Annotated in this window: 30 protein-coding genes; 20 read left to right on the forward strand and 10 right to left on the reverse strand. The window is 75.8% G+C overall.

The features are described from left to right. Positions 1-146: 146 nt before the first annotated feature. Positions 147-563 carry a CoA-binding protein gene (locus CS2_RS08260; RefSeq protein WP_070319605.1) on the reverse strand — a complete coding sequence of 139 codons (417 nt, stop codon included), beginning with the start codon at positions 561-563 and terminating at the stop codon, positions 147-149. Positions 564-763: 200 nt separating this feature from the next. On the opposite strand from CS2_RS08260, the gene CS2_RS08265 reads away from it, so the two are divergent. The 8 genes from CS2_RS08265 to CS2_RS08300 all read left to right on the forward strand — a co-directional run bounded on the left by CS2_RS08265 (position 764) and on the right by CS2_RS08300 (position 6,375). Further along, the gene (locus CS2_RS08265; RefSeq protein WP_233421119.1) at positions 764-1,318 is read left to right on the forward strand and encodes a CDP-alcohol phosphatidyltransferase family protein; all 555 of its coding nucleotides are present in this window, start codon (positions 764-766) and stop codon (positions 1,316-1,318) included. Then, positions 1,315-2,268 carry a DUF881 domain-containing protein gene (locus CS2_RS08270; protein ID WP_070319606.1) on the forward strand — a complete coding sequence of 318 codons (954 nt, stop codon included), beginning with the start codon at positions 1,315-1,317 and terminating at the stop codon, positions 2,266-2,268. The genes CS2_RS08265 and CS2_RS08270 overlap by 4 nt, the downstream gene beginning before the upstream one ends. Continuing rightward, positions 2,265-2,597: a small basic family protein gene (locus CS2_RS08275; protein ID WP_046528414.1), complete on the forward strand. Its 333-nt coding sequence runs from the start codon at positions 2,265-2,267 to the stop codon at positions 2,595-2,597. The genes CS2_RS08270 and CS2_RS08275 overlap by 4 nt, the downstream gene beginning before the upstream one ends. Further along, a complete protein-coding gene (locus CS2_RS08280) occupies positions 2,594-3,658 on the forward strand; it encodes a DUF881 domain-containing protein (protein ID WP_070319607.1) in 1,065 nt (354 codons plus the stop codon). The genes CS2_RS08275 and CS2_RS08280 overlap by 4 nt, the downstream gene beginning before the upstream one ends. A gap of 152 nt (positions 3,659-3,810) precedes the next feature. Further along, positions 3,811-4,281, forward strand: a complete 471-nt coding sequence (locus tag CS2_RS08285; protein ID WP_046528413.1) for an FHA domain-containing protein — start codon at positions 3,811-3,813, stop codon at positions 4,279-4,281. Between the two features lie 7 nt (positions 4,282-4,288). After that, on the forward strand, positions 4,289-5,035 hold the full coding sequence (gene ftsR / locus CS2_RS08290; RefSeq protein WP_070319627.1) for a transcriptional regulator FtsR: 747 nt from the start codon (positions 4,289-4,291) through the stop codon (positions 5,033-5,035). A gap of 87 nt (positions 5,036-5,122) precedes the next feature. Beyond that, entirely contained in the window at positions 5,123-5,629 is a 507-nt protein-coding gene (locus CS2_RS08295) for a bifunctional nuclease family protein (RefSeq protein WP_046530533.1), read from the forward strand. Positions 5,630-5,793: 164 nt separating this feature from the next. Further along, entirely contained in the window at positions 5,794-6,375 is a 582-nt protein-coding gene (locus CS2_RS08300) for a MerR family transcriptional regulator (protein WP_070319608.1), read from the forward strand. Between the two features lie 95 nt (positions 6,376-6,470). Here the strand turns inward: CS2_RS08300 and CS2_RS08305 are convergent, their stop codons facing one another. Next, positions 6,471-7,235 (reverse strand): ParA family protein, encoded by a 765-nt coding sequence (locus CS2_RS08305; protein WP_046528411.1) that lies wholly within the window; start codon positions 7,233-7,235, stop codon positions 6,471-6,473. 119 nt (positions 7,236-7,354) lie between these two features. Here CS2_RS08305 and CS2_RS08310 point away from each other — a divergent pair, with 119 nt between their 5' ends. The 4 genes from CS2_RS08310 to CS2_RS08320 all read left to right on the forward strand — a co-directional run bounded on the left by CS2_RS08310 (position 7,355) and on the right by CS2_RS08320 (position 9,337). Beyond that, positions 7,355-7,996 carry an MBL fold metallo-hydrolase gene (locus CS2_RS08310; protein ID WP_082739975.1) on the forward strand — a complete coding sequence of 214 codons (642 nt, stop codon included), beginning with the start codon at positions 7,355-7,357 and terminating at the stop codon, positions 7,994-7,996. Between the two features lie 87 nt (positions 7,997-8,083). Continuing rightward, positions 8,084-8,602, forward strand: a complete 519-nt coding sequence (locus CS2_RS08315; RefSeq protein ID WP_206120071.1) for a GNAT family N-acetyltransferase — start codon at positions 8,084-8,086, stop codon at positions 8,600-8,602. A 26-nt stretch (positions 8,603-8,628) separates the two neighbouring features. After that, positions 8,629-8,787: a hypothetical protein gene (locus tag CS2_RS19045; protein WP_163274616.1), complete on the forward strand. Its 159-nt coding sequence runs from the start codon at positions 8,629-8,631 to the stop codon at positions 8,785-8,787. 46 nt (positions 8,788-8,833) lie between these two features. Further along, positions 8,834-9,337, forward strand: coding sequence for a GNAT family N-acetyltransferase (locus CS2_RS08320; RefSeq protein WP_046530531.1), 504 nt, complete (start codon positions 8,834-8,836; stop codon positions 9,335-9,337). Positions 9,338-9,358: 21 nt separating this feature from the next. Here the strand turns inward: CS2_RS08320 and CS2_RS08325 are convergent, their stop codons facing one another. From CS2_RS08325 to CS2_RS08335, 3 genes are all read right to left on the reverse strand, one after another. Then, the gene (locus tag CS2_RS08325; protein ID WP_070319610.1) at positions 9,359-9,907 is read right to left on the reverse strand and encodes a VanZ family protein; all 549 of its coding nucleotides are present in this window, start codon (positions 9,905-9,907) and stop codon (positions 9,359-9,361) included. Between the two features lie 135 nt (positions 9,908-10,042). Next, positions 10,043-10,798 (reverse strand): ABC transporter permease, encoded by a 756-nt coding sequence (locus CS2_RS08330; protein WP_070319611.1) that lies wholly within the window; start codon positions 10,796-10,798, stop codon positions 10,043-10,045. A 1-nt stretch (position 10,799) separates the two neighbouring features. Next, positions 10,800-11,717, reverse strand: coding sequence for an ABC transporter ATP-binding protein (locus tag CS2_RS08335; protein ID WP_070319612.1), 918 nt, complete (start codon positions 11,715-11,717; stop codon positions 10,800-10,802). A gap of 77 nt (positions 11,718-11,794) precedes the next feature. Between CS2_RS08335 and CS2_RS08340 the strand changes: the two genes are divergently transcribed. From CS2_RS08340 to CS2_RS08370, 7 genes are all read left to right on the forward strand, one after another. Next, positions 11,795-12,448 carry a TetR/AcrR family transcriptional regulator gene (locus CS2_RS08340; RefSeq protein WP_070319613.1) on the forward strand — a complete coding sequence of 218 codons (654 nt, stop codon included), beginning with the start codon at positions 11,795-11,797 and terminating at the stop codon, positions 12,446-12,448. Then, complete coding sequence (locus tag CS2_RS18805; protein ID WP_070319614.1) at positions 12,445-12,966, forward strand: hypothetical protein; 522 nt, start codon at positions 12,445-12,447, stop codon at positions 12,964-12,966. Before CS2_RS08340 ends, CS2_RS18805 begins: the two co-directional genes overlap by 4 nt. A 52-nt stretch (positions 12,967-13,018) precedes the next feature. Beyond that, positions 13,019-13,915, forward strand: a complete 897-nt coding sequence (locus CS2_RS08350; protein ID WP_070319615.1) for an oxidoreductase — start codon at positions 13,019-13,021, stop codon at positions 13,913-13,915. Between the two features lie 106 nt (positions 13,916-14,021). Continuing rightward, complete coding sequence (locus CS2_RS08355; protein ID WP_070319616.1) at positions 14,022-14,354, forward strand: hypothetical protein; 333 nt, start codon at positions 14,022-14,024, stop codon at positions 14,352-14,354. A gap of 166 nt (positions 14,355-14,520) precedes the next feature. Further along, on the forward strand, positions 14,521-15,165 hold the full coding sequence (locus CS2_RS08360) for an HAD family hydrolase (RefSeq protein WP_070319617.1): 645 nt from the start codon (positions 14,521-14,523) through the stop codon (positions 15,163-15,165). A 386-nt stretch (positions 15,166-15,551) separates the two neighbouring features. After that, on the forward strand, positions 15,552-15,767 hold the full coding sequence (locus tag CS2_RS08365; RefSeq protein ID WP_134852322.1) for a hypothetical protein: 216 nt from the start codon (positions 15,552-15,554) through the stop codon (positions 15,765-15,767). 146 nt (positions 15,768-15,913) lie between these two features. Beyond that, entirely contained in the window at positions 15,914-16,360 is a 447-nt protein-coding gene (locus CS2_RS08370) for a hypothetical protein (protein ID WP_070319619.1), read from the forward strand. 44 nt (positions 16,361-16,404) lie between these two features. Here the strand turns inward: CS2_RS08370 and CS2_RS08375 are convergent, their stop codons facing one another. Both CS2_RS08375 and CS2_RS08380 read right to left on the reverse strand, forming a co-directional pair. Then, the gene (locus CS2_RS08375; protein WP_070319620.1) at positions 16,405-16,932 is read right to left on the reverse strand and encodes an ASCH domain-containing protein; all 528 of its coding nucleotides are present in this window, start codon (positions 16,930-16,932) and stop codon (positions 16,405-16,407) included. Between the two features lie 199 nt (positions 16,933-17,131). Beyond that, positions 17,132-18,079, reverse strand: coding sequence for an aldo/keto reductase (locus CS2_RS08380; RefSeq protein WP_070319628.1), 948 nt, complete (start codon positions 18,077-18,079; stop codon positions 17,132-17,134). 220 nt (positions 18,080-18,299) lie between these two features. Between CS2_RS08380 and CS2_RS08385 the strand changes: the two genes are divergently transcribed. After that, positions 18,300-18,644 (forward strand): RNA polymerase-binding protein RbpA, encoded by a 345-nt coding sequence (locus CS2_RS08385; RefSeq protein ID WP_046528400.1) that lies wholly within the window; start codon positions 18,300-18,302, stop codon positions 18,642-18,644. Positions 18,645-18,868: 224 nt separating this feature from the next. Here CS2_RS08385 and lnt read toward each other — a convergent pair whose 3' ends face one another. The 3 genes from lnt to CS2_RS08400 form a co-directional block, all read right to left on the reverse strand. Then, a complete protein-coding gene (lnt, locus tag CS2_RS08390) occupies positions 18,869-20,437 on the reverse strand; it encodes an apolipoprotein N-acyltransferase (protein WP_070319621.1) in 1,569 nt (522 codons plus the stop codon). A gap of 411 nt (positions 20,438-20,848) precedes the next feature. Next, on the reverse strand, positions 20,849-22,480 hold the full coding sequence (locus tag CS2_RS08395) for an amidohydrolase (protein WP_070319622.1): 1,632 nt from the start codon (positions 22,478-22,480) through the stop codon (positions 20,849-20,851). Positions 22,481-22,576: 96 nt separating this feature from the next. After that, the coding region (locus CS2_RS08400; RefSeq protein ID WP_070319623.1) for a DEAD/DEAH box helicase at positions 22,577-24,599 on the reverse strand (2,023 nt) is incomplete at its 5' end.

The raw sequence follows: 24,599 nt of genomic DNA on the forward strand, positions 1-24,599 counted from the left end.
CTGCCGGCTGCGCCGGCGTCCGCCCCACGAGAGGGGATGCGACAGACTCCAGTTGTCCTGGACAGCCTACCGCCCGTGTCGAGCGCATCCCCGGACGGCGCCGGGTGACGTCGCGCACAGGGGGCGACGACCGCGCGCCGTCCGCGTCACCCGAGGCCGCGCGCGCGGCCTTCGATCGCGGGGCAGGCGTCCTGCACGACCAGCAGGCCCGCGGCGCGGGCGCGGGCCACGGCGGCGTCGGCGTGCACGCCGAGCTGCAGCCAGACCGCCCCGGCGCCGACCGCCACCGCCTCGTCGACCACCGCGGCGGCGCGCGCGCTGTTGACGAAGACGTCGACGACGTCGGGCGGCTCCGGCAGGTCGCGCAGCCGTGCGTGGCCGCGCGCACCGTGCACGGTCGGTGCCGCCGGGTGGACGGGGACGATCGTGTGACCGAGCCGCTGCAGGTACGCCGCGACGCCGTACGCGGCACGCCCGGTGTTCCCGGACAGGCCGACGATCGCCCAGCGCGCGGGCGTGCGCAGCAGCCGGTCGATCGCGGCGGCGGACGGCTCGTCGGTCATGCGTCGAGCCTGCCAGCCGCCGACCGGTCACGCGCGGGACGTCGGGCCGCGGGACGCGTCGGCGGCTGCCGCGCGAGCCCGCGCCGTGGACGCGGCACCGCCCGCGACCTGCGCAGGCATAGGATCACCGCAGGACGTCGACGGGGGAGGTCGTGGCGGAGGACTCGCCGGTCAGTGCACGCGTGCTCACCGTGCCGAACGTGATCAGCCTGGCGCGGCTGCTGCTGGTGCCGGTCTTCGCGTGGCTCGTGGCGGAGGGCCATGACGCGTGGGCCCTCGTCGTGCTCGCGGTCTCCGGCGCGAGCGACTGGCTCGACGGCGTGCTCGCGCGCCGCATGCACCAGGTCACACGGCTCGGGCAGATGCTCGACCCCGCGGCCGACCGGCTGTTCATCCTCGTCACGCTCGTCGCGCTCGCGTGGCGCGGCATCGTGCCGCTGTGGCTCGTGGTCGTGCTCGTCGCGCGCGACGTCGTGCTCGCCGTGATGCTGCTCGTCCTCGCGCGCGCCGGCTACCCGCCGCTGCGGGTGCACCTCGCGGGCAAGGCCGGGACCTTCGCGATCATGTACGCGTTCCCGCTGCTGCTGCTGTCCGAGTGGCCGTCGGCCGTCGGCATCGCCGCCGGCGTCGTGGGCTGGGCGTGCGCGCTGTGGGGCGTCGGCCTGTACTGGTTCGCCGGCGCGCTGTACCTGACGCAGGCGGCCGCGGTGATGCACGCGGACGCCCGCGCGTCGCGCGCGACGAGGACGCCGTGAACCGTCGGCACGCGCAGGCCACGTCCCGCGCCGCCGACGCGTCGATGACCCTCATCAACGAGGTCTACCGCCGGCCGCTCGACCCGGGGTACCAGGAGGCCGCGGCGCGCCGCGCCGACGGGCTGGCGCCGCGCCGGACGGCCCGCGGCGCGGTCGCGCTGCTCGTCCTCGCGGTCGCGCTCGGCGGGTTCGCGGCGACGGCCGCCGTGGCGCTGCGGCGACCGGCGCCCGAGGCGTTGCAGGCGCGCACGCTCCTGGAGAACGAGATCCGCGAGAGGACCGCGACCGCCGACGAGCTGCGTCGCGGGAACGCGGCGCTCTCCGCCGAGATCGCCCGCCTGCAGCAGCGGGCGGCGTCGACCGACGACCCCGAGCTGTTCGCGCAGCTGCAGCGCGACGCGGTCGCCGCGGGCGTCGTGCCCGTCACCGGCCCGGGCGTGCGCGTGGTGCTGACCGACGGCGTCCCCGACGCGAACGCTGCGGCGGACGACGCGAGCTCCTACGTGCTCGACGTCGACCTGCAGGTCCTGGTCAACGGGCTGTGGGCCGCGGGGGCCGAGGCCGTCGCGGTGAACGGCGAGCGGATCACGTCGACGACGGCGATCCGCAGCGCGGGCGCCGCGGTGCTCGTCGACAGCACCGCGCTGAGCAGCCCGTACACGGTCGAGGCGATCGGTGACGCCGTCGCCATGCAGACGGCCCTGGCACGGACGTCCGCCGGGCAGCACCTCGCGTCGCTGTCGCAGTACGGCATCGACGTCGCGATGTCGTCGCAGCGCACGCTCGACCTGCCCGGTCGCGGGCAGATCGCGCTGCGCTCCGCCCGCGTCGCGGGTGCCGACGAGACGACGGATGACGCGGACCCGGCGCCCGAGGAGCACGACGTCCTTGGGTCGTCCCCGCGGGATGTGGCAGGGTCGTCCCGTCCCGACCAGGAGGAGGCCCGGTGATCGCGCTGATCGGTCTCGTGCTCGGGGTCGTCGCGGGCCTCGTCATCGAGCCGACCGTCCCGGCCGAGCTCCAGCCGTACCTGCCGATCGCGGTGGTCGCGGCGCTCGACGCGCTGTTCGGCGGCCTGCGCGCCTATCTCGACGGGATCTTCGACGAGCGTGTCTTCCTCACGTCGTTCCTGTCGAACGTCGTGGTCGCGGCCCTCGTGGTGTTCCTCGGCGACCAGCTCGGCGTCGGGTCGCAGATGACGACCGCGGTGATCGTCGTGCTCGGCATCCGCATCTTCTCGAACGCGGCCTCGATCCGTCGGCACCTGTTCAAGGCATGACCGACGACCAGGCGCCCCGGCCCGCGGACGACTGGCCCGGTGGACGTGAGCTTCCCGACGAGGGACCGGTGATCGACCCGTCGGACCCGCTCGGCCTGGGCGGTGACGCGGTCGATCGCTCCGACGCCGTGCGCGAGGCGCCGCCGACCGTGCCCGTGCGTCGCGTCGTGCCGGCGAAGGCTCGCGCCGACGGCGGTGCCCAGGACCCCACGACGGACACGTCCGCCGGCGAGCGCCCTGCGGCCGAGGGGCCGGCCGCCGAGGGGCCCGCCGCCACGGACCCCGCAGCCGAGGGGAGCGCCGCCGGCGGGACGCCGCACGGGCCCGTCGTGCGTCCCGCGCGCTCGGGCTGGTCGCGCCTCGGCCACGCGATGCGCCCGCGGACGACGCAGGGTCAGCTGCTCACCGCGGCCCTGTGCGCTCTGCTCGGCTTCGCGCTCGTCGTGCAGGTGCGGCAGACCTCCGAGACGCAGCTCGGCGCGCTGCGGCAGAACGACCTCGTGCGCCTGCTCGACGAGACCACGACCCGCACCGACGAGCTCGAGCGCGAGTCGCGCGACCTGCAGCGCGAGCGCGACGAGCTGCTGTCGGGGTCCGACCGGCAGCAGGCCGCCCTCGACGCCGCGCGCCGCACGGCCGCGATGCAGGGCATCCTCACCGGGCGCCTGCCGGCGACCGGCCCCGGCGTGCGGATCACGCTGACCGACGTCGACGGGGCGATCCGCCCCGCCACCATGCTGCACGTCCTCGAGGAGCTGCGGAACGCGGGCGCCGAGGCGATCGAGCTCAACGGGCAGCGGATCACCGCGAGCAGCGCGTTCACGGGCGGCCGCGACGGGGTCCTGCTGGACGGCGTCGCGCTGGAGTCGCCGTACCGCTGGACGGTCATCGGCGACCCCGACACGATCGCCCCCGCGCTCGAGATCCCCGGCGGCGCCGCCGCGCGCGTGCGTGCGGACGGCGGCCGCGCGACCGTCGAGAAGTCGGACCACGTGGAGGTCTCGGCGGTCCGTGTGCTGCCGGACCCGGTCCACGCGACGCCCGTCGAGGGCGGCGACTGATCCCGGGCGCACCGAGCAGCACGGGGTGTCACCCGCGTGGCGGGCGTCGTGGGCTGCGCACCTGCGTCGACACCGCATAGGGTGAGTCCCGCACAGGCCGGGCCCGGGGCGAGAACGCCGCGCCGCGCCCGAGACCGACACGGGAGGTGCGCATGAGCGACGATCGACGGCTGCCGGACGGCGGCCTGCCGGCGTACCGGGGGGACGGCCCCGACACGACCGTCAGCTTCGGCTCGGTGGAGCCGGTCGACGTCGAGGCCCCGGCGGTCGGCCTCACGAGCGACGAGTCCGCGGCGGTGCACGCGCTGCCGCCCACGTCGGCGCTGCTGATCATGCAGCGCGGGCCGAGCTCGGGCGCGCGGTTCCTGCTGGACGCCGAGCGGACGACCGCGGGCCGCAGCACGAGCGCCGACATCTTCCTCGACGACGTCACGGTGTCCCGCAAGCACGCCGAGTTCGTGCGTGACGGGCTGCAGTTCGTGGTGCGGGACATCGGCTCGCTCAACGGCACGTACGTCAACCGGACCCGCATCGACGCGGTCGCCCTGCGCCCGGGCGACGAGGTCCAGATCGGCAAGTACCGCATGACGTTCCACCCCAGCCCGCACCGTGACGCGTCCTGAGCGCGCGGTGACGCAGGCCGCGACCGAGGGCGAGGTCGCGGGGGAGACGACGCCCGAGCCGTGGCCGCGGGGCATCTCGCGGCGCGCGTCGATGCGGATCTCGGACGTGCTCGCCGCGCTGCGGATCGAGTTCCCGGCGGTGACGACGTCGAAGCTGCGGTTCCTCGAGGAGCAGGGCCTGGTCGCGCCCGTGCGCACGCCCGCGGGCTACCGGCAGTACTCGCCCGCGGACGTCGAGCGGCTGCGGTTCGTGCTGCGCCAGCAGCGGGACAAGTACATGCCGCTCAAGGTCATCGGCGAACGGCTCGCGGCGCTCGACGCGGGTGTCGACGACGAGGCGCCGCCGCGCGCCCGTCTCGCGACGCGCGACGGGATCGCGCCGACGCCCGACCGGCTCACGGCGGCGCGGCTCGCGCAGGACGCGGGCGTCGACGTCGAGGTGGTCGACGAGCTCGTGAGCCAAGGGGTGCTCCGGCCCGGGCCGCGCGGCGTCTTCGACCCGTGGGCGCGCGAGGTCGTGCTGGTGGCGGCCGCGCTGGCGGACCACGGCATCGACCCGCGGCACCTGCGGGCGTTCCGTGCCGCGGCCGACCGGCAGGCGGACCTCGTCGACCAGGTCGTCGCACCGTGGCGCGGGCAGCGCAGCGTCTCCGCCCGCGCGCGGGCCGGGACGCTCGCCGCCGAGGTCGGCGAGCTGTGCGCGCGCATGCACACCGCGCTGGTGCGTTCCGCGGTCCACGACATCGCGCCCTGACCGGGCGCCTGCCGCATCCGGTCCCTCGGGCGGCCGGGGAGCGGACGGGGACGTAGCGTGGGGGGCGTGGGCGGCGTCGAACCCGAGATGGTCCCGGTCGAGGTCGTCGGCGTGCGCACGCACCTGGCCGACGACGAGATCGTCGTGCTCCTGCTGGACCCGGACGCCGCGCTGATCGTGCCGATCCTCATCGGCCCGGCCGAGGCGTCGGCGATCGCGTCGGCGCAGGCCGGGATCGTGCCGCCGCGCCCCATGACGCACGACCTGCTGCGGGACGCCCTCCTCGCCGTGGGGGCCCGCGTCGGGCACGTGGAGATCACGCGGCTCGAGGACGGCGTGTTCCACGCGGCGCTCGTGCTCACGACGGGGCGTCGGGTCGACGCGCGCGCGTCCGACGCGATCGCCGTCGCGCTGCGGTTCGCGTGCCCCGTGCTGTGCTCCGCGGAGGTCGTCGCGCTGGCGGGGGTGGAGGTCCGGCCGGCCGCGGACGAGGACGACCTCGCCGAGTTCCGCGAGTTCCTCGACCACGTCTCGGCCCAGGACTTCGAGACGGGGCAGGAGCCGGGTCCCGACGCCGGTGGCCGTGGCGGTTGACCCGACCGGGTGACGCCAACCTTCGACGTCCACCTGAGGGTGAGACGTGGCGCACGCGACACGCCGGGAGTCGTTCGTTGCGCCCCCGACCCCGCGGGCCTAGCGTTGCAGAAGTTCCGGAAGAGAGCGTCCGCCACACCGGTGGACGTCGAGGGAGGACCCCCGTGATCAGCAACGAGAGCGCCGACGGCGCCGGCGCGATCCCGCACCACGCGCAGGGTCTCCTGTTCGACGACGACCTGCCGGACCTCGACGTCGCCACCGGCTACCGCGGGCCCACGGCCTGCCGGGCCGCCGGCATCACCTACCGCCAGCTCGACTACTGGGCGCGCACGGGGCTGGTCGAGCCGTCCGTCCGGCCCGCCACGGGCTCCGGCACGCAGCGGTTGTACTCCTTCCGCGACATCCTCGTCCTCAAGGTGGTCAAGCGGCTCCTCGACACCGGGGTCTCGCTGCAGCAGATCCGCTCGGCCGTCGGGCACCTGCGGGAGCGCGGCGTCGAGGACCTCGCCCAGATCACGCTGATGTCCGACGGCGCGAGCGTCTACGAGTGCACGTCCGCCGACGAGGTCATCGACCTCGTGCAGGGCGGCCAGGGCGTCTTCGGCATCGCCGTCGGCCGGGTGTGGCGCGAGGTCGAGGGCACGCTCGCGCAGCTGCCGACCGAGCGCGCCGACGACGACACCGCGGCCCCCGCGCCGCAGGACGAGCTCGCGCTGCGGCGCCAGGCGCGGTCGGCCGGCTGACCCGTACGACGTCACGAGGTCCGGTACCCCTTCGGGGTGGCCGGACCTCGTCGCGTGCGCGGCTCCAGGCCTGGGTCGCCGCTCGGCGGGAGGCGTCAGCGACGCGGCGCGCGCAGCGCGCGCTCGAGCAGCTGGTCGAACACGCCCGCGAGCTCGGCCGCGGCGGCCCCGGGCCACGCGTGCACCGGCTGGGCCGCGCCCTGGGCCTGCTGGAGCGCCGCGCGCTCGGGGATGCTCGGGGACAGCACGAGCGGCCCGTACAGCGTCTGGAGCTCCTCGAGGCGGTACGCCTGCTCGATCGAGCGGGCGCGGACCCGGTTGACCGCGATGCCGAGCGGCTGCAGCGACGGCGCCGGGCCGCGCCGCAGCTCGTCGATCGTCCGCATGGCGCGGCCGACCGCCATCACGGCGAACAGCCCCGGCTCGGTCACCACCACGGCGCGGTCGCACGCGGTCAGCCCGGTGCGCGTGAGCCCGCCGAGCGAGGGCGGGCAGTCGATGAGCACGAGGTCGTAGCCGCTCACCCACGACAGCGCGTAGCGCAGCCGGTCGGCGTCCGCGTCGTCGATGCGGTCGTGCATGACGGAGCGCTCGGAGCCGACCAGCACGTCGAGGCCGTGCTGCGCCCAGGACGACGGCGCGGTCGCGCCCGCCACGGACTCGGCCGACGGGTCGTCGAGCACCGACGCCACGTCGCCCGTGCCGCGCGCCGTGCCCAGCGCCATGGTCGAGTCGCCCTGCGGGTCGAGGTCGACCACGAGCGTGCGCAGGCCGCGCTCGAGCGCCGCGGAGGCGAGCCCCAGCGTCACGGAGGTCTTGCCCACTCCACCCTTGAGGCTGCACACACCGAGGACCAGCACGCCGCAACCGTATCCGGGCGGGTGGGCCCGCACGAAACCCCGGCGCGACACGGCGTGCCTGCGTCGCGCCGCGCCGTCCCGGAAGGGCGGACTCGTCCGGATCTCGGCAGGATGGCCCCATGAGCCTCACGTTGACCAGGTACGGACACGCGTGCGTGCGTGTCACCACCGACAGCGGCGCGTTCGTCGTGGACCCCGGGTCGTTCAGCGACGTCGAGACCGCGCTCGACGGCGTCGAGCACGTCCTCGTGACCCACGCGCACCCGGACCACCTCGACGCGGCCGCCGTCGCGGCCCGCGACGTGCACGTGCACGGGCCCGCGCAGGTGCTCGACACGCTCGCCGACGCGGGCGTCCCCGACGAGCGTCGCCACCTGCTGACGCCGGGCGACCGGCTCGAGGTGGCCGGGGCTGTCGTCGAGGTGCTCGACGCGCCGCACGAGGTCATCCACCCGGAGGTGCCGCTGCCGACGAACGTCGCGCTGCTCGTCGACGGGGTCGTGCTGCACCCCGGCGACGCGTTCGTCCGGCCGCCGGCCGGCGTGGCGATCGACGTGCTGCTCGAGCCCGTCGGGGCGCCCTGGCTGCGGGTGGCGGACATGGTGGAGCACGTGCGGGCGGTGCAGCCGCGTCGTGTGGTCCCCGTGCACGACGGCACCCTCAGCGACGCCGGGCGCTCGCTCGCGCTGACGTTGCTCGGCAACCTCACGGAGGCCGAGGTGCTGACGCCGGCGCCGGGGGAGCCCGTGCGCGTCGACTGACGCCCGGCGCCTCAGGTGCGCGAGTCCGTCGCCCGGCTGCTGCCCGACGGGACGACTCGGTGGGGACGACTCGGGCATGCTGGTGCGGTGACGACGTCCGACCCCGAGCCGCACGCATCGCCCGCGTTGGCGGTCCGACGGTACGCACGTCCGGACGAGCCGTGGGTGCGCGCGTGGTTCCGTGATCCGGAGCTCGACCGGTGGCTCGGCCCGCTCGACGACAACTGGTGTGCGCACGTCGAGACCGAGACGACGGGCGTGCAGCTCGTCGTCGAGCACGAGGGTCGCCCGATCGCGCTCGTGGGGGTGGAGTGGGACCCCCTCGGGGACCGGCACGCCGTCACCGACGTCGCGGTCGACCCGTCGCGACGGCGGTCCGGGGTGGGTCGCGTCGCGCTCGACGCGGCGCTCGCCTGGTCCGGTCATCCGGCGGCGACCGGGTGGGTGGCGTTCGTCGACCCCGACAACGCCGTGGCCCTCGGCTTCTTCGACGCGCTCGCCTGGACGGCGGGCGCGGTCGACGACGGACTGCGGTGCATGACGAGCCCGGCGGGCTGCGCGCACCGTGGCGTCCGTGCGGTCGCCGGCCCGCGGCCGCGCGGTTAGCGTGAGCGCGGCGGAAGGAGCCGGAGATGTCCGAGTCGTTCGACGTGCAGGTGCCGGAGCTCGAGTACGACGAGACCGTGCCGCCGCGCCCCGAGGAGGAGGTCGCCGACGTCGCACGCGCGACGCCGGACCCCGCGGGGCACGGCGACGCGCAGGACGCGCACGCGGTCGGTCCGGAGGCATGAGGCGCGCCGCGAGTCACGGAGGTCGCGCGTGGGGCATGCTGTGGCGGTGCTGATCCGACGCGTCGACGAGGACGACTGGCCCATCGTGCGCGACGTGCGCCTGCGGGCGCTGCGGGAGTCGCCGGAGGCGTTCGGCGCGTCGCTGGCCCGCGAGGAGCGGTTCACCGAGTCGCACTGGCGGATGCGCCTGCGGACGAGCCCCACGTGGGTCGCGGTCGACGACGACGACGTGCCCAAGGCGCTCGTCTCGCTCGTGCCCGAGCCGGGGTCGCCCGAGGACGACCGCCACGTCGTCTCGCTGTGGGTCGCGCCCGAGGTGCGTCGCCGCGGCACCGGCTGGGCGCTGCTCGACACCGTCGTGCGGGCCGGCGCCGCCGACGGGGCGCGCACCGTGTCGCTGTGGGTCGTCGACGACAACGCCGAGGCCGTCGACCTCTACGTGCGCGCCGGGTTCACGCGCACGGGCGAGACGCAGGCGCTGCCGCGCGACCCCTCGCGCACCGAGGAGAGGTACGAGCGCGTCACGAGCCCTCGCGGGCTGGTCGGCTGACACGCGGCCGCCGCGGGGGCGTCACGCGTCCGCCGGCCGCCAGCGGAAGTGCTCGACCAGCGCACCGAGGCGCGGGACGCGCTGCACGCCGAGCAGCAGCGCGAAGCCCGCGAGCCCGCCGAGGACGTTGAACAGCAGGTCGTTGACGTCGGCGACGTGACCCCCGCCGAGCAGGACCGCCGTGACGAGCTGGGTCAGCTCGATGGTGAGGCTGAAGCCCGCGACGGCGGCGAGCACGCGCGGCCACGTCGGCCGCGCGAGCACCAGCGCCAGCAGCGCGCCGAGCGGGACGAACACCGCGACGTTCATCGCGGCGTCGCCGGTCTCGTAGCCGACGACCGGCACCAGCTGGAGCGACGAGTGCCACACGCCCTCGCGCGCGGGCTTGTCGAGGAAGATCGGGAAGACCGTGTTGGCGACCACCCCGGCCACGTAGACGCACAGCGCGAGCGCGACGGCCGCGCGCGCCACGGTCAGCCGACCGCGGAGGCGCAGGTGCCACAGCATCGCCCCCAGAGCGACGGTGGCGAGGGGGACGACGACCGGGAGGACCGGGACCTGCTGGAACACGCGCGTGCTGCTCTCTGTCGGTGGGGAGGGAGGCCGCGGCGGTGGGGCCGGTCGACCCTCGCACCCGCGCCGGGTGCGCGGCGTCCCCCCGGGGGTGGACGCGGCCGTGGCCCCGTCGGGCGACGGGGGGACGGGTCAGGCGTCGCGCGCGCGGAGGGTCGCCGCCGCCGCGACGGTGGTCCACAGCGTGAACACGGCCATGACGGCGAGGCCGCCGACGGGGGAGAGCACGCCGATGCCGTCCCGCGTGTAGGAGGCCTGGCCGGCGGTCGTCGGCCAGTACGAGGCCGCGAGGTCGCCGACGGCCCCCGGCAGGCCGGGGGCGAGCGCGGGGACGAGCAGGGCCACCGTCACGACGATCGCGAGCGTGCCGGCCGAGCTGCGGGTGAGCGTGCCGAAGCCGACGCCGAGCACGGCCGTCAGGACCAGGTAGGCCGTGGCGCACAGGAGCGCCCGCACGGTCGCGGGGTCGCCGAGGTCGGCGGACGGCAGGCCCGCGGCCGCGAGCGCGCCCTGGCTCGCGGCGTGGGCGACGACGACCGTGACGACGGCGGTGGCGGTGGCGATCAGCGCGGCGACCGCCGTCTTCGCGGCCAGCAGCGCCGTGCGGCGCGGCGCGACGGTCAGGGTCGTGACGATCTGACCCGTCGCGTACTCGCCGGTCACGAGCTGCGCGCCGAGGCAGGCCACGAGGACCTGCCCGACGAGCACGCCCTTGAGGCCGACGGCGACGGGGTCGAGGTCGGCGGGCAGGGCGGTGCGCCACTCGGGGAGCAGCGCGCTCACGCCGAGCAGCCCGACCACCGCCGTCACCACGACCGTCGACACGGCGAGGAGCCACGTGCCGCGGACGCTGCGGGCCTTGATCCACTCGGAGGCGAGGAGGTCCATGTCAGGCGGCGTCCTTCCGTGCGGCGGTCATGGCGAGGAAGACCTCCTCGAGCGAGTCGCGGACGTCCGTGAGCTCGGCGAGGGCGACGCCGGTCGTCGCGGCGATCCGTCCGACCTCGTCGGTCGTGGTGCCCGTGACGTCGAGCGCGTCTGCGGCGACGGGATCGACGCGCGTCGTGACCCCGGCGCGGTCCAGCGCCGCGGCGAGGCGTTCGCGTTCGGGGCTCCGGGCACGCACGCGGCGCGTCGTCCGCTCGGCGACGAACGCCGTCAGCGGCTGGTCGGCCAGCAGCCGCCCGTGGTGGACGACGACGAGGTGGTCGGCGGTGAGCTCCATCTCGCCCATGAGGTGACTCGAGAACAGCACGGTGCGCCCTTCGCTCGCCAGGTCGCGCATGAGCGTGCGGGCCCACCGGATGCCCTCGGGGTCGAGCCCGTTGAGCGGCTCGTCGAGGATGACGACGCCGGGGTCGCCGACGAGCGCGGTCGCGATGCCGAGGCGCTGCTGCATGCCGAGCGAGAGCTCGCCCGCGGGGCGGTGTGCCGCGTCCGCGAGGCCGACGAGGCCGAGCACCTCGGGGACGCGACGCCGGTGGACGCCCCCGGCACGTGCGACCGCGAGGAGATGGTCGGTGGCGGTCCGCCGCGGGTGGACGGCGCGCGCGTCGAGCATCGCGCCCACGACACGCATCGCGCGCGGGGTCTCGGCGAGGCGCAGGCCGCCCACGGTCGCCGCGCCGCGGGTGGGTCGGTCGAGCCCGAGGAAGAGCCGCAGGGTCGTGGACTTGCCGGCCCCGTTGGGCCCGAGGAACCCCGTGACCACGCCGGGCCGGACCCGGAACGACAGGTCGTCGACGGCGGTGGTGCGACGGTAGCGCTTGGTGAGGGCGTGGGCCTCGAGGGTCGCGGAGGGGGTCATGGCGGCGACACTACACCGTGTGGTGTAGATCTACACCCGACGGTGTAGCGTGGGTCCCGACCGCGGGAAGGGGCACCATGACGACGCTCGACGAGAGGCCCGTGCGCGCCGGGCAGGCGCACAAGCGCGCCGCGATCCTGGCGGCCGCGCGCGAGCTGTTCGTGCAGTCCGGCGTGGACCGCACCAGCATGGACGCCGTCGCCGCACGGGCGGGCGTCTCGAAACGGACCGTCTACGACTACTACGGCGACAAGCGTCGGCTGCTCCTCGGTGTCGTCGAGGAGGCGGGGGAGCGGGCGCTCGAGACCCTCCGGGAGCACGTGGCGCACCGCCTCGGGGACGCGACGCCGCTGCGCGAGCCCGCCGCGCTCGAGCGGGCGTTCGTCGACCTCGCGTCCGACCTCGGCGACGCGCTGCTGCTGTCGGCCGACCACCTCGCCGCCGTCCGGCTCGTCACCGAGAACGAGCAGCAGCTGCCCGAGCTGGACGGCCACCCGCTCGACGAGGCGCAGACCCGGGTGCTCGCCGACCGTCTCGACGACCTCACCCGGGCGGGTCTGCTCGACGCGCCCGACCCCGCGCTCGCCGCCGAGCACTTCCACGCGCTGACGACGCTCCGGGTGCTCAACGAGCCCTCCCGCCGTCGCGCCGAGCGCACGCACGTCCTGCGGATCATGACCGACGGCGCCCGCGCGTTCGTGCGCGCCTACGCCGCGCGCCCGGGCGCATGAGCGACCACCGCTCCACGCCGCCCGACCGCGCGGACGCCGCCCACCGGGCAGCCGCGCTCAAGGAGCGGATCTACGTCGCGTTCACCGCGCTGGCCGTGATCCTCACGCTCCAGGCGCACGACGCCGACGCCTCGCCCGGGCGCGCCCTCGGCACGCTCGCCGTCGCGGTCGCAGCCACGGTCTGCACGGTGTACCTCGCCGACCTCCTGAGCCACGTCGTCGTGCACGCACGCGTCCCCACGGCCGCCGAGCACGGCCGCATGGCGGCCTCGACGCTGGGTGCCGCGACCGTCGTCGGCCCCGCGGTGGTGTCGCTCGCACTGGCGGCCTTCGGCGTCTACACGACCACCACCGGCCTGCTCGTCGCGACCGTCACCACGGTGACGACGCTGACCGCGGTGGGGCTGCTCGCGGTGCGCCGGCTGGCGCTGCCCCGGCGGCAGCGGGTCGTGGTCATGGCGTGCGAGGTCGTGCTCGCGCTGGCGGTGCTCGCGCTGGGCGTCCTGGCGCACGGGTAGGGGAGGGCGGGGCCGGGCCGTCCGGTCCGGCGACGTGGAGGGGAGACCTGCGATGACCGAGACGGACCTGCCGACGGTGGCGGTCGTGGGACCCGGCGCGATCGGGACCACGGTCGCGGTCGCGCTGCACGAGGGCGGCGCCGCGCCGTTCGTCGCCGGTCGCACGGCCCGCACCGAGCTGCGGCTCGACGTGGGCGGCTCGGTCGTGGTCGCGCCCGTCCCCGTCCGGACCGACCCGGACGACGCTCCGGGTGCCGTCGACCTGGTGGTCCTCGCGGTGAAGGCCACGCAGAACCCCGACGCCGCGCCGTGGCTCGCGCGGCTCTGCCGCCCGGGCACGGTCGTGTGCGTCCTGCAGAACGGCGTCGAGCAGCGACAGGCGGTGGCGCCGCTCGCGCCGGGCGCGACCGTCGTGCCGGCCGTGGTGTGGTTCCCCGCGGAGCGCCTGCCTGACGCGACCGTGCGGCTGCTCGCCGAGCCGCGGCTCACCCTCCCGGACGCACCCGGGTCCGACGTCGTCGTCCGCGCGCTGCAGGGGTCGCGGTGCGCGGTCGGCACGACGTCGGACTTCGCGTCCGCCGCGTGGCGCAAGCTGCTGCAGAACGCGGCCGCGGGACTCATGGCGCTGACGGGTCGGCGCTCGGGCGTGTTCGGCAGGGACGACGTCGGTGCGCTCACGCTGGCCTACCTGCGCGAGTGCCTCGCCGTCGCGCGCGCCGAGGGCGCGGACCTGGGGGAGGGCGAGCCGCAGCGCGTCCTCGACGCCTTCCGCGGCGCGCCACCGGAGCGCGGTACGTCGATCCTGGCGGACCGCGAGGCGGGGCGGCCGCTCGAGTGGGACGTCCGCAACGGCGTCGTGCGCCGCCTCGGGCGCGCGCACGGCATCCCGACGCCGATCAGCGACGTGCTCGTGCCGCTGCTCGCCGCGGCGAGCGACGGGCCGGGCTGAGGGAGGCGGCCCGCGGGCGCCAGGACGTGCGGTCCCGCACGGCGGGCGGGTCGAGGCGGGACCAAGGTGCGCAGCGAGGCAGCGGAGCGCGTGCCACGCTGACCACGTGCCGACACCGCCGGACCCGACGACCGCGGACGCCCTGCTGCGCGAGCTCTGCCGGCAGCTGGCCGCCATGGCGGGCTGGGACCGGTCGGTCGGTGACGACACCCCCCGGTTCGGGCTGATGTTCCGGGAGCGCGCGGACGGCCTGCTGGTCGCGGCACGCGCGCTCGCCGCGCACCCGTCGCTGGTCGGGGACGACGACCTGAGGAGTCGTGTCGACGAGCTGGACCGCGCGGTGGCGCGGCACGTCGAGGACCCGTGGTTCAACCGCGAGGTCGTCGCGGCGACGCACGAGGTCGCCGAGCGCACCGAGGACCTGCTCGGCATCGGGTAGGGCGATCCGCGGGTCGTCGAGGTGCCGCCGACGACGTGAGTCGCGTCGGTCGCGCGGAGGGCGACGTCGTCCCGAGGGGAACCGGCCGGACGTTGCGGCACCTCTGCGTCTCAAGGATCCGTCGTCCTCCGACCCGCCGTCGGCAGACGTGCGGCATGCTGCTGCCGTGACCGCCGGCCTCGTCCTCACCGACCTGCGCGCTGTCGTGTTCGACGTAGGGGAGACCCTTGTCGATGAGTCGCGAGCGTGGAGCGAACAGGCAAGGGTCGCCGGCGTCACCCCGTTCAGCCTCATGGCGGCGATCGGCTCCGTGATCAGCCAGGGGCGCGACCATCGCGATGCGTGGGCGCTGCTCGGAGCCGCGCCGCCGGATTCCGTGCCTGACATCGGCCGCGGCGACTTGTATCCCGATGCGCTCGAGTGCCTTCGAGCGGTGGGCCAGGCCGGGCTGGTGGTGGGGGTCGCCGGAAACCAGCCCAGCGGAGCGGAAGTGGCCCTGACGACAGCCGGCGTCCACGTCGACTTCGTGGCCGCCTCCGCGACGTGGGGCGTCGCGAAGCCGTCGCTCGCGTTCTTCCGACGCGTCGTCGCCGAGACGCAGGCCGATCCCCACCGCGTCTTTTACGTCGGCGACCGGCTGGACAACGACATCCGTCCTGCACGCGCCGCAGGTCTACGAACGGCATGGCTGCGACGCGGACCATGGGCGTACCTGCAGCAACCTCACGCAGACGAGGTGCGGCCAGACATCGAGCTGCGCGACCTGACGCAGCTCACCGAGGTGCTGAAGCGAAGCACCGGGGGCAGGTGAGGCTCGCGCGGGGCACAGGTGTCCTCTGGCGCCGAGCGAGGGCATCGGACCGACGTCGTTGCCGTTCGCGGAGTCGCGCAGTCGATGAAGTGACATAATGCACATTATCGGCGTTGGTGGAGAACGGGCGGAGAGCCCGCCGAGCGGCGCTCAGGCGGTGACGACTAGGGGTCGTGTGCTGGCGACCACCCTCGTGTCTCTGGCGGTCACCTGGCCATGGTGCGCGCGGGTCCCGGCCGGCGCGCCGCGAGTCGCCCCTGAGCCGTCTCGTGGCGTGGTGCACGGCCGCGGGACCCGGGTCCCGCCGCCGTGCCGACAGCGTGTGAGAAGGTGCGGACGACGCCCGCGCACCGGACCGGGCGCCGTCATCACCGGGAGGCGTGCTCGTGGACGCGGCACAGCAGTCGGGCAGCACCGTCGACGTCACGCAGGAGCGTCGGTCCCGCCGCGCGACGGCCGCGATCCTCCTGCTCGCGGCGCTCGCCGTGGTCGTGGCCGTCTCGGTGCTCGCCGAGGGCGGCCGTCCCGCGGTGGCCGTGACGTTCGGCGTGGCGGGCGCGCTGGGCCTCGCGTTCGCCCCCCGCCTGTGGCGTCGCCCCTGACGCACGCCCCGCGCGTCCCGCCTGCCACGCGCCTGTCTGCTCGGTGGCCGCGCCGAGCCGACCACAAGAACGTCGAACACGTGTTCGAACCACAGTGGGCGTCGGCCACTCTCCGTCGAGGTGCACCGCTCCCCCAGGCTCGCGTCATGCACGACGACACGAGCTGGTCCGCACCCGGGCCCGACGACGACCTTCCCGCCCTGCCCACCGCACCGCTCCTGCACGACGACGCGGTGCTCGACGCCGCGCTCGCGCTGATCGGTCCCGAGCGTGCCGGACCCCCGGCGCTGTGGCTCCTGCTCCTCGACGCGGACGCGCGCCTGCTGCCCGTCGTGCTCCCGCTGGTCGGCATCCCGTTGCAGCCGGTGCCCGGTGACGTGCGGCAGGTGATGGTGGCGATCGACGACGTCCTGCGGCACGAGGCGCCGGGCGGCGCGCTCGTCGTCGCCGTCGTGCGTGCCGCAGGAGGTGACCGTGGTGCGTTCGAGCGCACGTGGGAGGCCGCGGTGCGCGAGGCCGCCGACGACCGGGGCGTGCCCGTGCGGGTCGTCCTGGCGGTCGGTGAGCACCGCGCGCGCGTCCTGCGCCCGTGAGGTGGGTGGTCGGCCGGGCGGTAGCCGGCCGACCACCGTGGGGCTCAGGCCTGCGGCGCGTCCGCGAGCTCGGGCGGCCAGACGACGGAGAACCGCTCGCAGACGATCTCGTCGCTCTCCGACCACGTCGCACCACGGGCGGCGCACGTCCGGGTCCAGTACGTGCGGTGCTCGCGGCGCCAGCTCTCGAGCGACCGGTCGTCCTCGCCCTCGGCGTACGCGAAGTCGGCGTCGACCTGGTCGAACGTGAGGATGCGCAGGTCCGTGCTGCGGATGACGATCGCCGGCGCTCCCGTGCTGTCGCACGCGATCCAGTGGCTGCCGACGCGCGGCAGCTCGTCACCCCGCGCGCGGTACTCGCTCGTCAGCTCCGCGGTACCGCGCTTCGGGCCGTGCGTCACGGTCCGCAGCAGCTCGTCCGCCAGGCGCGGGTTGTCGCCGAAGTACTCGACCGTGTAGTCCGAGCACGCCGCGACGGCGGCCGGGTGCGCGGCGGCGTAGTCCGCCCAGAACGCGTCGGCCGCGGCGCGGTCGACGGGGGGCAGGGCGGTGGGCTGGTCCTCGTGAGCCATGCCACCCACGCTACGCAACCGCTGATCGCCGCGACGAGCGCATACCGCCGTGACGGAGCGTGACCGTCGTCTCAGACGGGCCGCGGTCCGTGCGCGGCGGACGCACGGCCGGGTCCGTGCGGGCGATTCCGCCCGGGACCGTGCGCACGGTCCCGGGCGGGCGCGTCGGCGCGTGGACCGCCGACGCGCCCGCAGCGCCTCAGGCCGGCCCGGGCGACGCGTCGTCGATGGCTGCGAGCTGCTCGAGCGTCGGCTCCCACAGCGCCGACGCGACGTTCGCGCGCACCTGCTCCGGCGTGCGAGCGCCCGAGATGATCGACGCGACGGCGGGCTGGGCAGCCAGGCCGCCGAGCGCGAGCGTCGGCAGGTCGACGTCCCAGTCCTGCGCGAGCGCGGCGAGCGCCTCGATGCGGTCGAAGTCCGCGGCCGCGAGGCGCTGCGGCATCCGCGACAGGCGGCTGCCCTCGGGCGCCTCCTGACCACGGCGGTACTTGCCCGTCAGCAGGCCCGACGCGAGCGGCACGTACGGCAGGATCCCCACGCCGACCTGCTCGGCCGCCGGCACGAGCTCCGCCTCCGCGCCGCGGTCCAGGAGGTTGTACCGGTTCTGCGCCGACACGAACGGCGTCGTGCCCGCCGACCGGGCCGACCAGTCGGCGTCGACGACCTGCCAGGCGGCGAAGTTCGAGGACCCGACGTAGCGCACCTTGCCTTCCACGACCAGCTCGTGCAGCGCCGCGAGCGTCTCCTCGATGGGCGTGCCCGGGTCCGGTGCGTGCAGCTGGTACAGGTCGACGTGGTCCGTCCCGAGACGCCGCAGCGACCCCTCGATCGCGCGCCGCACGTACCGGCGCGACCCGCGCGCGCCCCAGTCCGCGCCGTTGAGCCCACCGACGTCCATGCCGAACTTCGTCGCGACCACGACGTCGTCGCGGTGACCGCGCAACGCCGCACCGAGCAGCTCCTCGCTCTGGCCCGGCTCGCCGCCGTACACGTCGGCCGTGTCGAAGAACGTCACGCCCGCGTCCAGGGCGGCGCTCACGACCTCCCCCACGCCGTCGGGGGCGAGCGTCGCCCCGAACGTGTTGCACCCGAGCCCTGCCGTGGACACCGTCAGGCCGCTGTCGCCGAGGCGGCGGTACGTCATCGTCATGCCACCCACCCTAGGCAGCACGAGGTCGCCGCCGCTCCCCCGGTGCCGACGCGCGCGACGACGCCGTTCCTGCCACAGTGTGTGTTCACCAGACCTTCACCGCGGGTCGGAACATCGCCGTCCCTCCCCGCGTTGACGAACAGGAAGCGGAACGATTCGATCTGGAATCCGGCAGGGCGCGAGCTGCCGGAACCACACGGCACGGAGGTCCCTCATGGCCAACAGGTCCCTGCGCGGCATGCGCATCGGGTCCCACAGCATGGAGACCGAGCAGGGCGTCGACTTCGCCCCTCGTCTCCAGGCGTACTACGACTGCCCGAACGGGCACACCATCATCCTGCCGTTCTCGGTCGAGGCGGACGTCCCCGTGGTGTGGGAGTGCCGCTGCGGCACCGAGGCGCTGCTGCGCGACGCGTCGAAGCCCGAGGTGAAGGCGGGCAAGCCGCCGCGCACGCACTGGGACATGCTCCTCGAGCGGCGCACGGTCAACGAGCTGCAGGAGCTGCTCGACGAGCGGCTCGACCTGCTGCGTGCGGGCAAGCTGCGCCGCAGCGCCTGACACCCGCTCCCCCGATGCCCCCGGTGCCCGCACCGGGGGCATCGTGCTGTCCGGGTCCGGGTCCGGGTCCGGGTCCGGGTCCGGGTCCGGGTCCGGGTCCGGGTCCGGGTCGCGGTCGGCGAGCCAGACCCGCGCCGAGCAGGAGCATGCCTCGTCCGACCGCGTCGGCGAGCAACCCGGTGCCACCCGGTCGCGGCGCGCCCGGGACACGGTCGGACTACGGGTCAGGCGGGACCCTCGGGTCGGTCGTCGCGCCGCAGCCGCGCGGCGCCGACCATGCCCGCGAGCACGACCCACACCGCGAGCACGCACGCGACCCGCGCCGGCCAGTCCCCGGCGCGTGCGGCCGGTGTCAGCGAGTCCCGCAGCGGCAGGTCCGCGATCATCTGGTCGGCGGTGAACAGCTCGGTGCGCTGCGTGACCACCCCGTTGGGCGCGATCACGGCGCTCACGCCGACCGTCGAGATCTGCACGGTCGCACGCCCCAGCTCGACCGCCCGCAGGCGCGCCATCGCGAGCTGCTGGGTCGACTCGTCGGACCACCCGAAGGACGCGTTGTTGGTCTGCACGACCAGCAGCTCGCCGCCCTCGGTCACGGCCTCGCGGACGATCGCGTCGTACGCGACCTCGAAGCAGATGACGTCCCCGAGCACGACGGTGCGTCCCAGGCGCTCGGACGCCAGCGGGATCACCCCGGGCTTCGTGCCGGGCAGCATGTCGCGCGTCACGAGGTCGACCGCGTCGGAGAAGTGCCGCACGAACGAACGCATCGGGATGTACTCGGCGAACGGTGCGGGCCGCTGCTTCGAGTAGGTCGCGACCGGGCCGACGCCCGGCTCCCACAGCACGGCGGTGTTGTAGCGGCCGCCGGAGTCCGGGTACTGCACGGTCCCCACCAGCAGCGGGGCGGCGACCTCCTGCGCGACGCCGTCGATGAGCCCCGCCGCCTCGGCGTCGACCTGCGGGTCGATGTCGGAGCCGTTCTCGGGCCACAGCACGACGTCGAGGTCGCCGGGTGCGGTCCGCTCGAGCAGCGCGCGCGTGCCCGCGACGTGGTTGTCGAGGACCTGCCGGCGCTGCCCGAACGCGTCGAGCCGGCCCGGTTCGGGGACGTTGCCCTGCACGGCCCCGACGCGGAGCGTGCCGGTCTGCGCGGCGGTGTCGAGCGGGATCACGAGGGACCCCGCGACGACCGCGCCCACGGCGGCGAGCGCGCCGACCGTCCGGACGAACGCGACCTGCCCCGCGGCCAGCGCGGCGCGGGCCAGGAGCACGCCGAGGCCCGCGACCACGGCGCTGAGCAGCGGTGTGCCGCCCACCCACATGAACGCCGCGAGCGGTGAGTCCGCCTGCGAGAACGCGAGCCGCCCCCACGGGAAGCCGCCGAAGGGCCAGCTCGAGCGGAGCTCTTCGACGCCCACCCAGAGGACGACGAAGACGAGCAGCTGCCAGAACCCGCCGCGCCACACGGCGTGGCCGCGCCGCGCCCACGCCCACGCGGCGCCGAACAGCGCGACGTACGACGCCTCGAGGACGGTCAGCGCGAGCCACGGGACCAGCCCCACGGCCTCGTCGGCCCACGTGATCATCGGGCCGAAGCACGTCAGGCCCCACACGAGGCCCACGAGCGCGTTCCAGCGAGCCGAGTCGCGTCGCAGCGCCAGGTACAGCAGCGTCACGCCGACGGGGGCGAGCAGGCTCCAGCCCGGGTCGGGGAACGCGAGGCGGGTGAAGAAGCCGCCGGCCGCCGCGAAGACGAGCGTCAGCCAGCGGGCGGACGGCGGGAGAGGCACCGCAGCAGGGTACGTCAGCCAGCCGTGAGCGCGGCGCCCCGCACCGGCCGGGGCTCCGACCGACCGGCCCGCGCGCCCTTCGTACCGGCGAGGCGCTGCCTGCCGTTCTCTGTTGGACGCGCGGGCCCGGTCGGAGCTCATGCGGCGCGGCGCCGCGCAGGCCTCGTGAGTCCCCCCGGCACCCGCGACGGCGGGCCACACGCGAAACTACTAGCCTCGGAAACGCTGTCAAGAGGACGTTCGGGCAGGTCAGCGGGATCACCGCAGGTCAGCGCGTCCCGAATGCCCGACGTCCGATCCCGTCGCTCGGCGTGTCGTCAGCGTGTCGCGCGCCGACCCCGCGCGGTCGCCCTGGGGCCGGCGAGCCGTGGCCTGAAGTTCACCCGAACGAGCCGGCGCTCGCGCTCGCCGTCAGCCCAGCGCGTCGTGCAGGACGACACCCGCGCGCACCGTGCGCAGGCACCGCGGCGCGGGTGCGTCGGGCGACAGGTCCGGCAGGAGCGGGCTGCCGGCGCGTGCGTCGGCGCTCCAGGCGGACGTGCGCGACGCCTGCACGACGAGGTGCTCGGCACGCCACACCGCGAGGTGCGCGGGCGCACCGACGCGCAGCTCCCCCGCCCCCGTGTGGTCGAGGCCGGCCAGGCGCCACCCGCCGCGCGTCGCGGCACGGAACGCGGCACGCACCGAGATCCGCTGGTCCGGCTCGTGGTGAGCGGCGGCGGCGCGCACGCCCGCCCACGGGTCCAGCGGGGTCACGGGTGCGTCCGAGCCGAGCGCGAGCGGCACGCCGGCCGCCGCGAGGTCGGCGAACGGGTTCATCGCCGCGGCGCGGCCGGGGCCGACGCGCCGCGCGTACATGCCGTCCGGCCCGCCCCACGCGGCGTCGAACGCGGGCTGGACCGACAGGCGCAGCCCGAGCAGCACGATCTGCGCGAGCGAGTGCGCGTCGACCATCTCCGCGTGCTCGACCCGGTGCCCGGCCGCGGCGATCGCCGCGGTGCCCTCGACGTCGGCGGCCGCACGCAGCCCGAGGAGCAGCTCGTCGAGCGCCCGGTCGCCGATGACGTGGAACGCGGCGTGCGACCCCGCACGGGTCACCGCCGTGACGTGGTTGGCGATCTGCTCGGCCGTCAGGTGCAGCGTGCCCGTCACGCCCGGAGCGTCCGCGTACGGGTGCCGCAGCGCCGCCGTGCGCGACCCGAGCGACCCGTCGACGTTGAGGTCGCCGCCGATGCCCGTCAGGCCCGGCACGTCGGCGAGCAGCGCGCGCGCGTCGTCCACGGTCACGCACGCCTCGGCGCGGTACCCCACGACGAGCGGCAGGGCCGACGCGGGGTCGGCGGTCATGGCGAGCAGCCGCCGCAGGCCCGCACGCGTGTCGACGTGCGGCGCGGACTGCTCGTGCACCGCGGCGATCCCCGCCGCGGCGGCCTGCGCGAGCGCCGACCGGTATGCCGCCTCGCGCTCGTCGTCGGCCACGGCCAGCGCGACGTCGCGCGCCGCGTGGTGGGCCGCGCCCACGACCCGGCCGTCGTCCGACCAGCCGGGCAGGCCGCGCAGCCCCGCGAGGTCCGCCAGCGCGCCGGACACCACCGCCGAGTGCACGTCGACCCGGGCCAGGTAGACCGGCAGACCCTGTCCCGCGGCGTCGAGCTCCGCGGCGGTCGGGGGGCGCCCCTCGGGCCACGTGCCCTCGTCCCACCCCGTGCCGTGCACGGGGCGCCGGTCCCCCGGTGCGCGCGCGGCCGCGACGCGGGCCACGGCGTCGAGCACGTCGCCCAGCCCGCGCACCCCGTTCTCGGCCGTCAGGTCGAGGCCGGCGCTCGCCAACGCCGTCTCGAGCAGGTGCACGTGCGCGTCGACGAACGCGGGCGCGACGAGCGCGCCGTCGAGCTCGACGACCTCGTCGACACCGGCGACGAGACCGTCGGCCGTGTCGTCGGAGCCCATCCAGGCGACGGTGCCGTCCTCGACGAGCAGGGCCTCGGCGAACGGGTCGGCCGGCGAGTGCACGACGCCGTGCCGGTACAGGGTCGAGCTCACAACCCGACACGATAGGGCCCGCCGCGCCGGGGCGCGGCCCGGGACCACGCCCCGGGCGTCGTGACCTGCGCCTCAGCGGCGCGCGCCGGACCGCCGTCAGACCGCCGAGTACGCGACCACGCCGCGGCGCAGCCCCAGCACGGCACGCTCCGCGGTCGTCCGCAGGCGGGCCGTCGGCGCGGCCCCCGCGACCTGGTCGAGCACGTCGATGACCTGCTTGCACCACCGCACGAAGTCGCCGGCCGCGAGGTCCGACCCCCGCAGCACCGCGTCGAGGCTGCGGCCCGCGGCCCACCGGTGGATCGGCTCGACCAGGCCGAGGTCGAGCGGCTGGATCGTCTCGAGCCGCGCCGCGTGCTCGAGGTCCTCGAGCTGGGACCACGCACGCACGGCGGCGTCCAGCGCCCGACCGAGACGGCCGTCGGGCCCGCCGGGGACGTGCGCGCCGGTGTCGTCGTCCCGCCGCGACCGGTACACGAGCGTCGACACGGCGGCCGCGAGGCCCGGCGCGTCGAGCTCGTCCCACACGCCCTGCCGCAGGCACTCGGCGAGCACGAGGTCGTTCTCGGCGTAGAGGCGGCGCAGCCACTGCCCGTCCGGCGTCACGGCGAGCGTGCCGTCGTCGTCGAGAGCGAGGTAGCCGAGGGTCCGCAGCACGTCGCACGTGCGGTCGAACACGGCGGCGATCGAGCCGGTACGGCCCGCGATGCGCCGCACGAGCGCCGCGTGCTCGTCGCGCAGCCGCTCCCACCGCTCGGCCCACCGCGCGTGGTCCTCACGGTCGGGGCAGCGGTGGCAGGGGTGCGCCCGCAGCTCGCGGCGCAGCGCCTCCAGCGCGGCGTCCTCCGCGGCGGCCGTCCGCGCCCGGTCGCGGCGTCCCCCCGGGCGCCCCGAGGGGGTCACGTCGAGCTCGTCGAGCCGCGACCGCAGGCGCGCCGCGAGGTCGCGACGCGCGGCCGGGACCCGGACCTGGAAGCCGCCCGGCACCTTCAGCCGGCCGACCGTCCGCAGGCCCGTGCCGACGTCGGCCACCGTGAGCCGGCGCACCTGGCGGTCCGTCGTCAGCACGGTCGGCCGCGGACCGTCGAACCCGCCCGGCCCGCCCGGGTCCACCACGACCGCGTGCTGCGCCCGCCTGCCCACGGGGATCTCGACGACGTCACCGGTCTTCAGGCCGTCGAGCGTGCGCGCGACGTCCGCGCGGCGCGCCGCGGCCGCGTCCTTGGCCAGGCCGCGCTCGCGGTCGGTGATCGCGCGTCGCAGGCCCATGTACTGCGCGAAGTCCCCGAGGTGGCACGACATGGCCTCGGCGTACCCCTCGAGCGCCTCGGCGTGCGTCTGCGCCTGCCGCGCGAGCCCGACGACGCCGCGGTCGGCCTGGAACTGCGCGAACGAGGTCTCGAGCACCTCGCGCGCGCGTTCACGCCCGACCTGCGCGACGAGGTTGACGGACATGTTGTACGTCGGCCGGAACGACGAGCGCAGCGGGTACAGGCGGCGCGAGGCCAGGCCCGCGAGCTGCACGGGGTCGAGGCCCGCGTGCGCGACGACGACCGCGTGCCCCTCGGTGTCGATGCCGCGGCGGCCGGCACGGCCCGTGAGCTGCGTGTACTCCCCCGGCGTGATGTCGACGTGCGCGCTGCCGTCCCACTTGACGAGCTTCTCGAGCACGACCGAGCGCGCGGGCATGTTGATGCCGAGCGCGAGGGTCTCGGTCGCGAACACGACCTTGACCCAGCCGCGCGAGAACAGGTCCTCGACGGTCTCCTTGAACAGCGGCAGCATGCCGGCGTGGTGCGCCGCGACGCCGCGCACGGCGGCCTCGACGAACCGGTCGTACCCCAGCACGGCGAGGTCCTCGGGCGGGATCGCCGCGCAGCGCTCCTCGACGAGGAGGCGGATCTCGGACTGCTCGCGGGGGTTCGTCAGCCGGACGCCGGCGCGCAGGCACTGCTCGACGGCGGACTCGCACCCGGCGCGCGAGAAGATGAACACGATCGCGGGCAGCAGGTCGGCCTGCGCGAGCTCGTCGACCACGACGAACCGGGGCGTGGGGCGCACGCCCCCGCCGCCCCGGTGCGGGCCGGGGCCGCCGCGTCCGCGGCCGCCGCGGTCGCCG

It is taken from the genome of Cellulomonas iranensis NBRC 101100 = JCM 18110 (genome assembly GCF_001552375.1).
Classification (GTDB): domain Bacteria; phylum Actinomycetota; class Actinomycetes; order Actinomycetales; family Cellulomonadaceae; genus Cellulomonas; species Cellulomonas iranensis.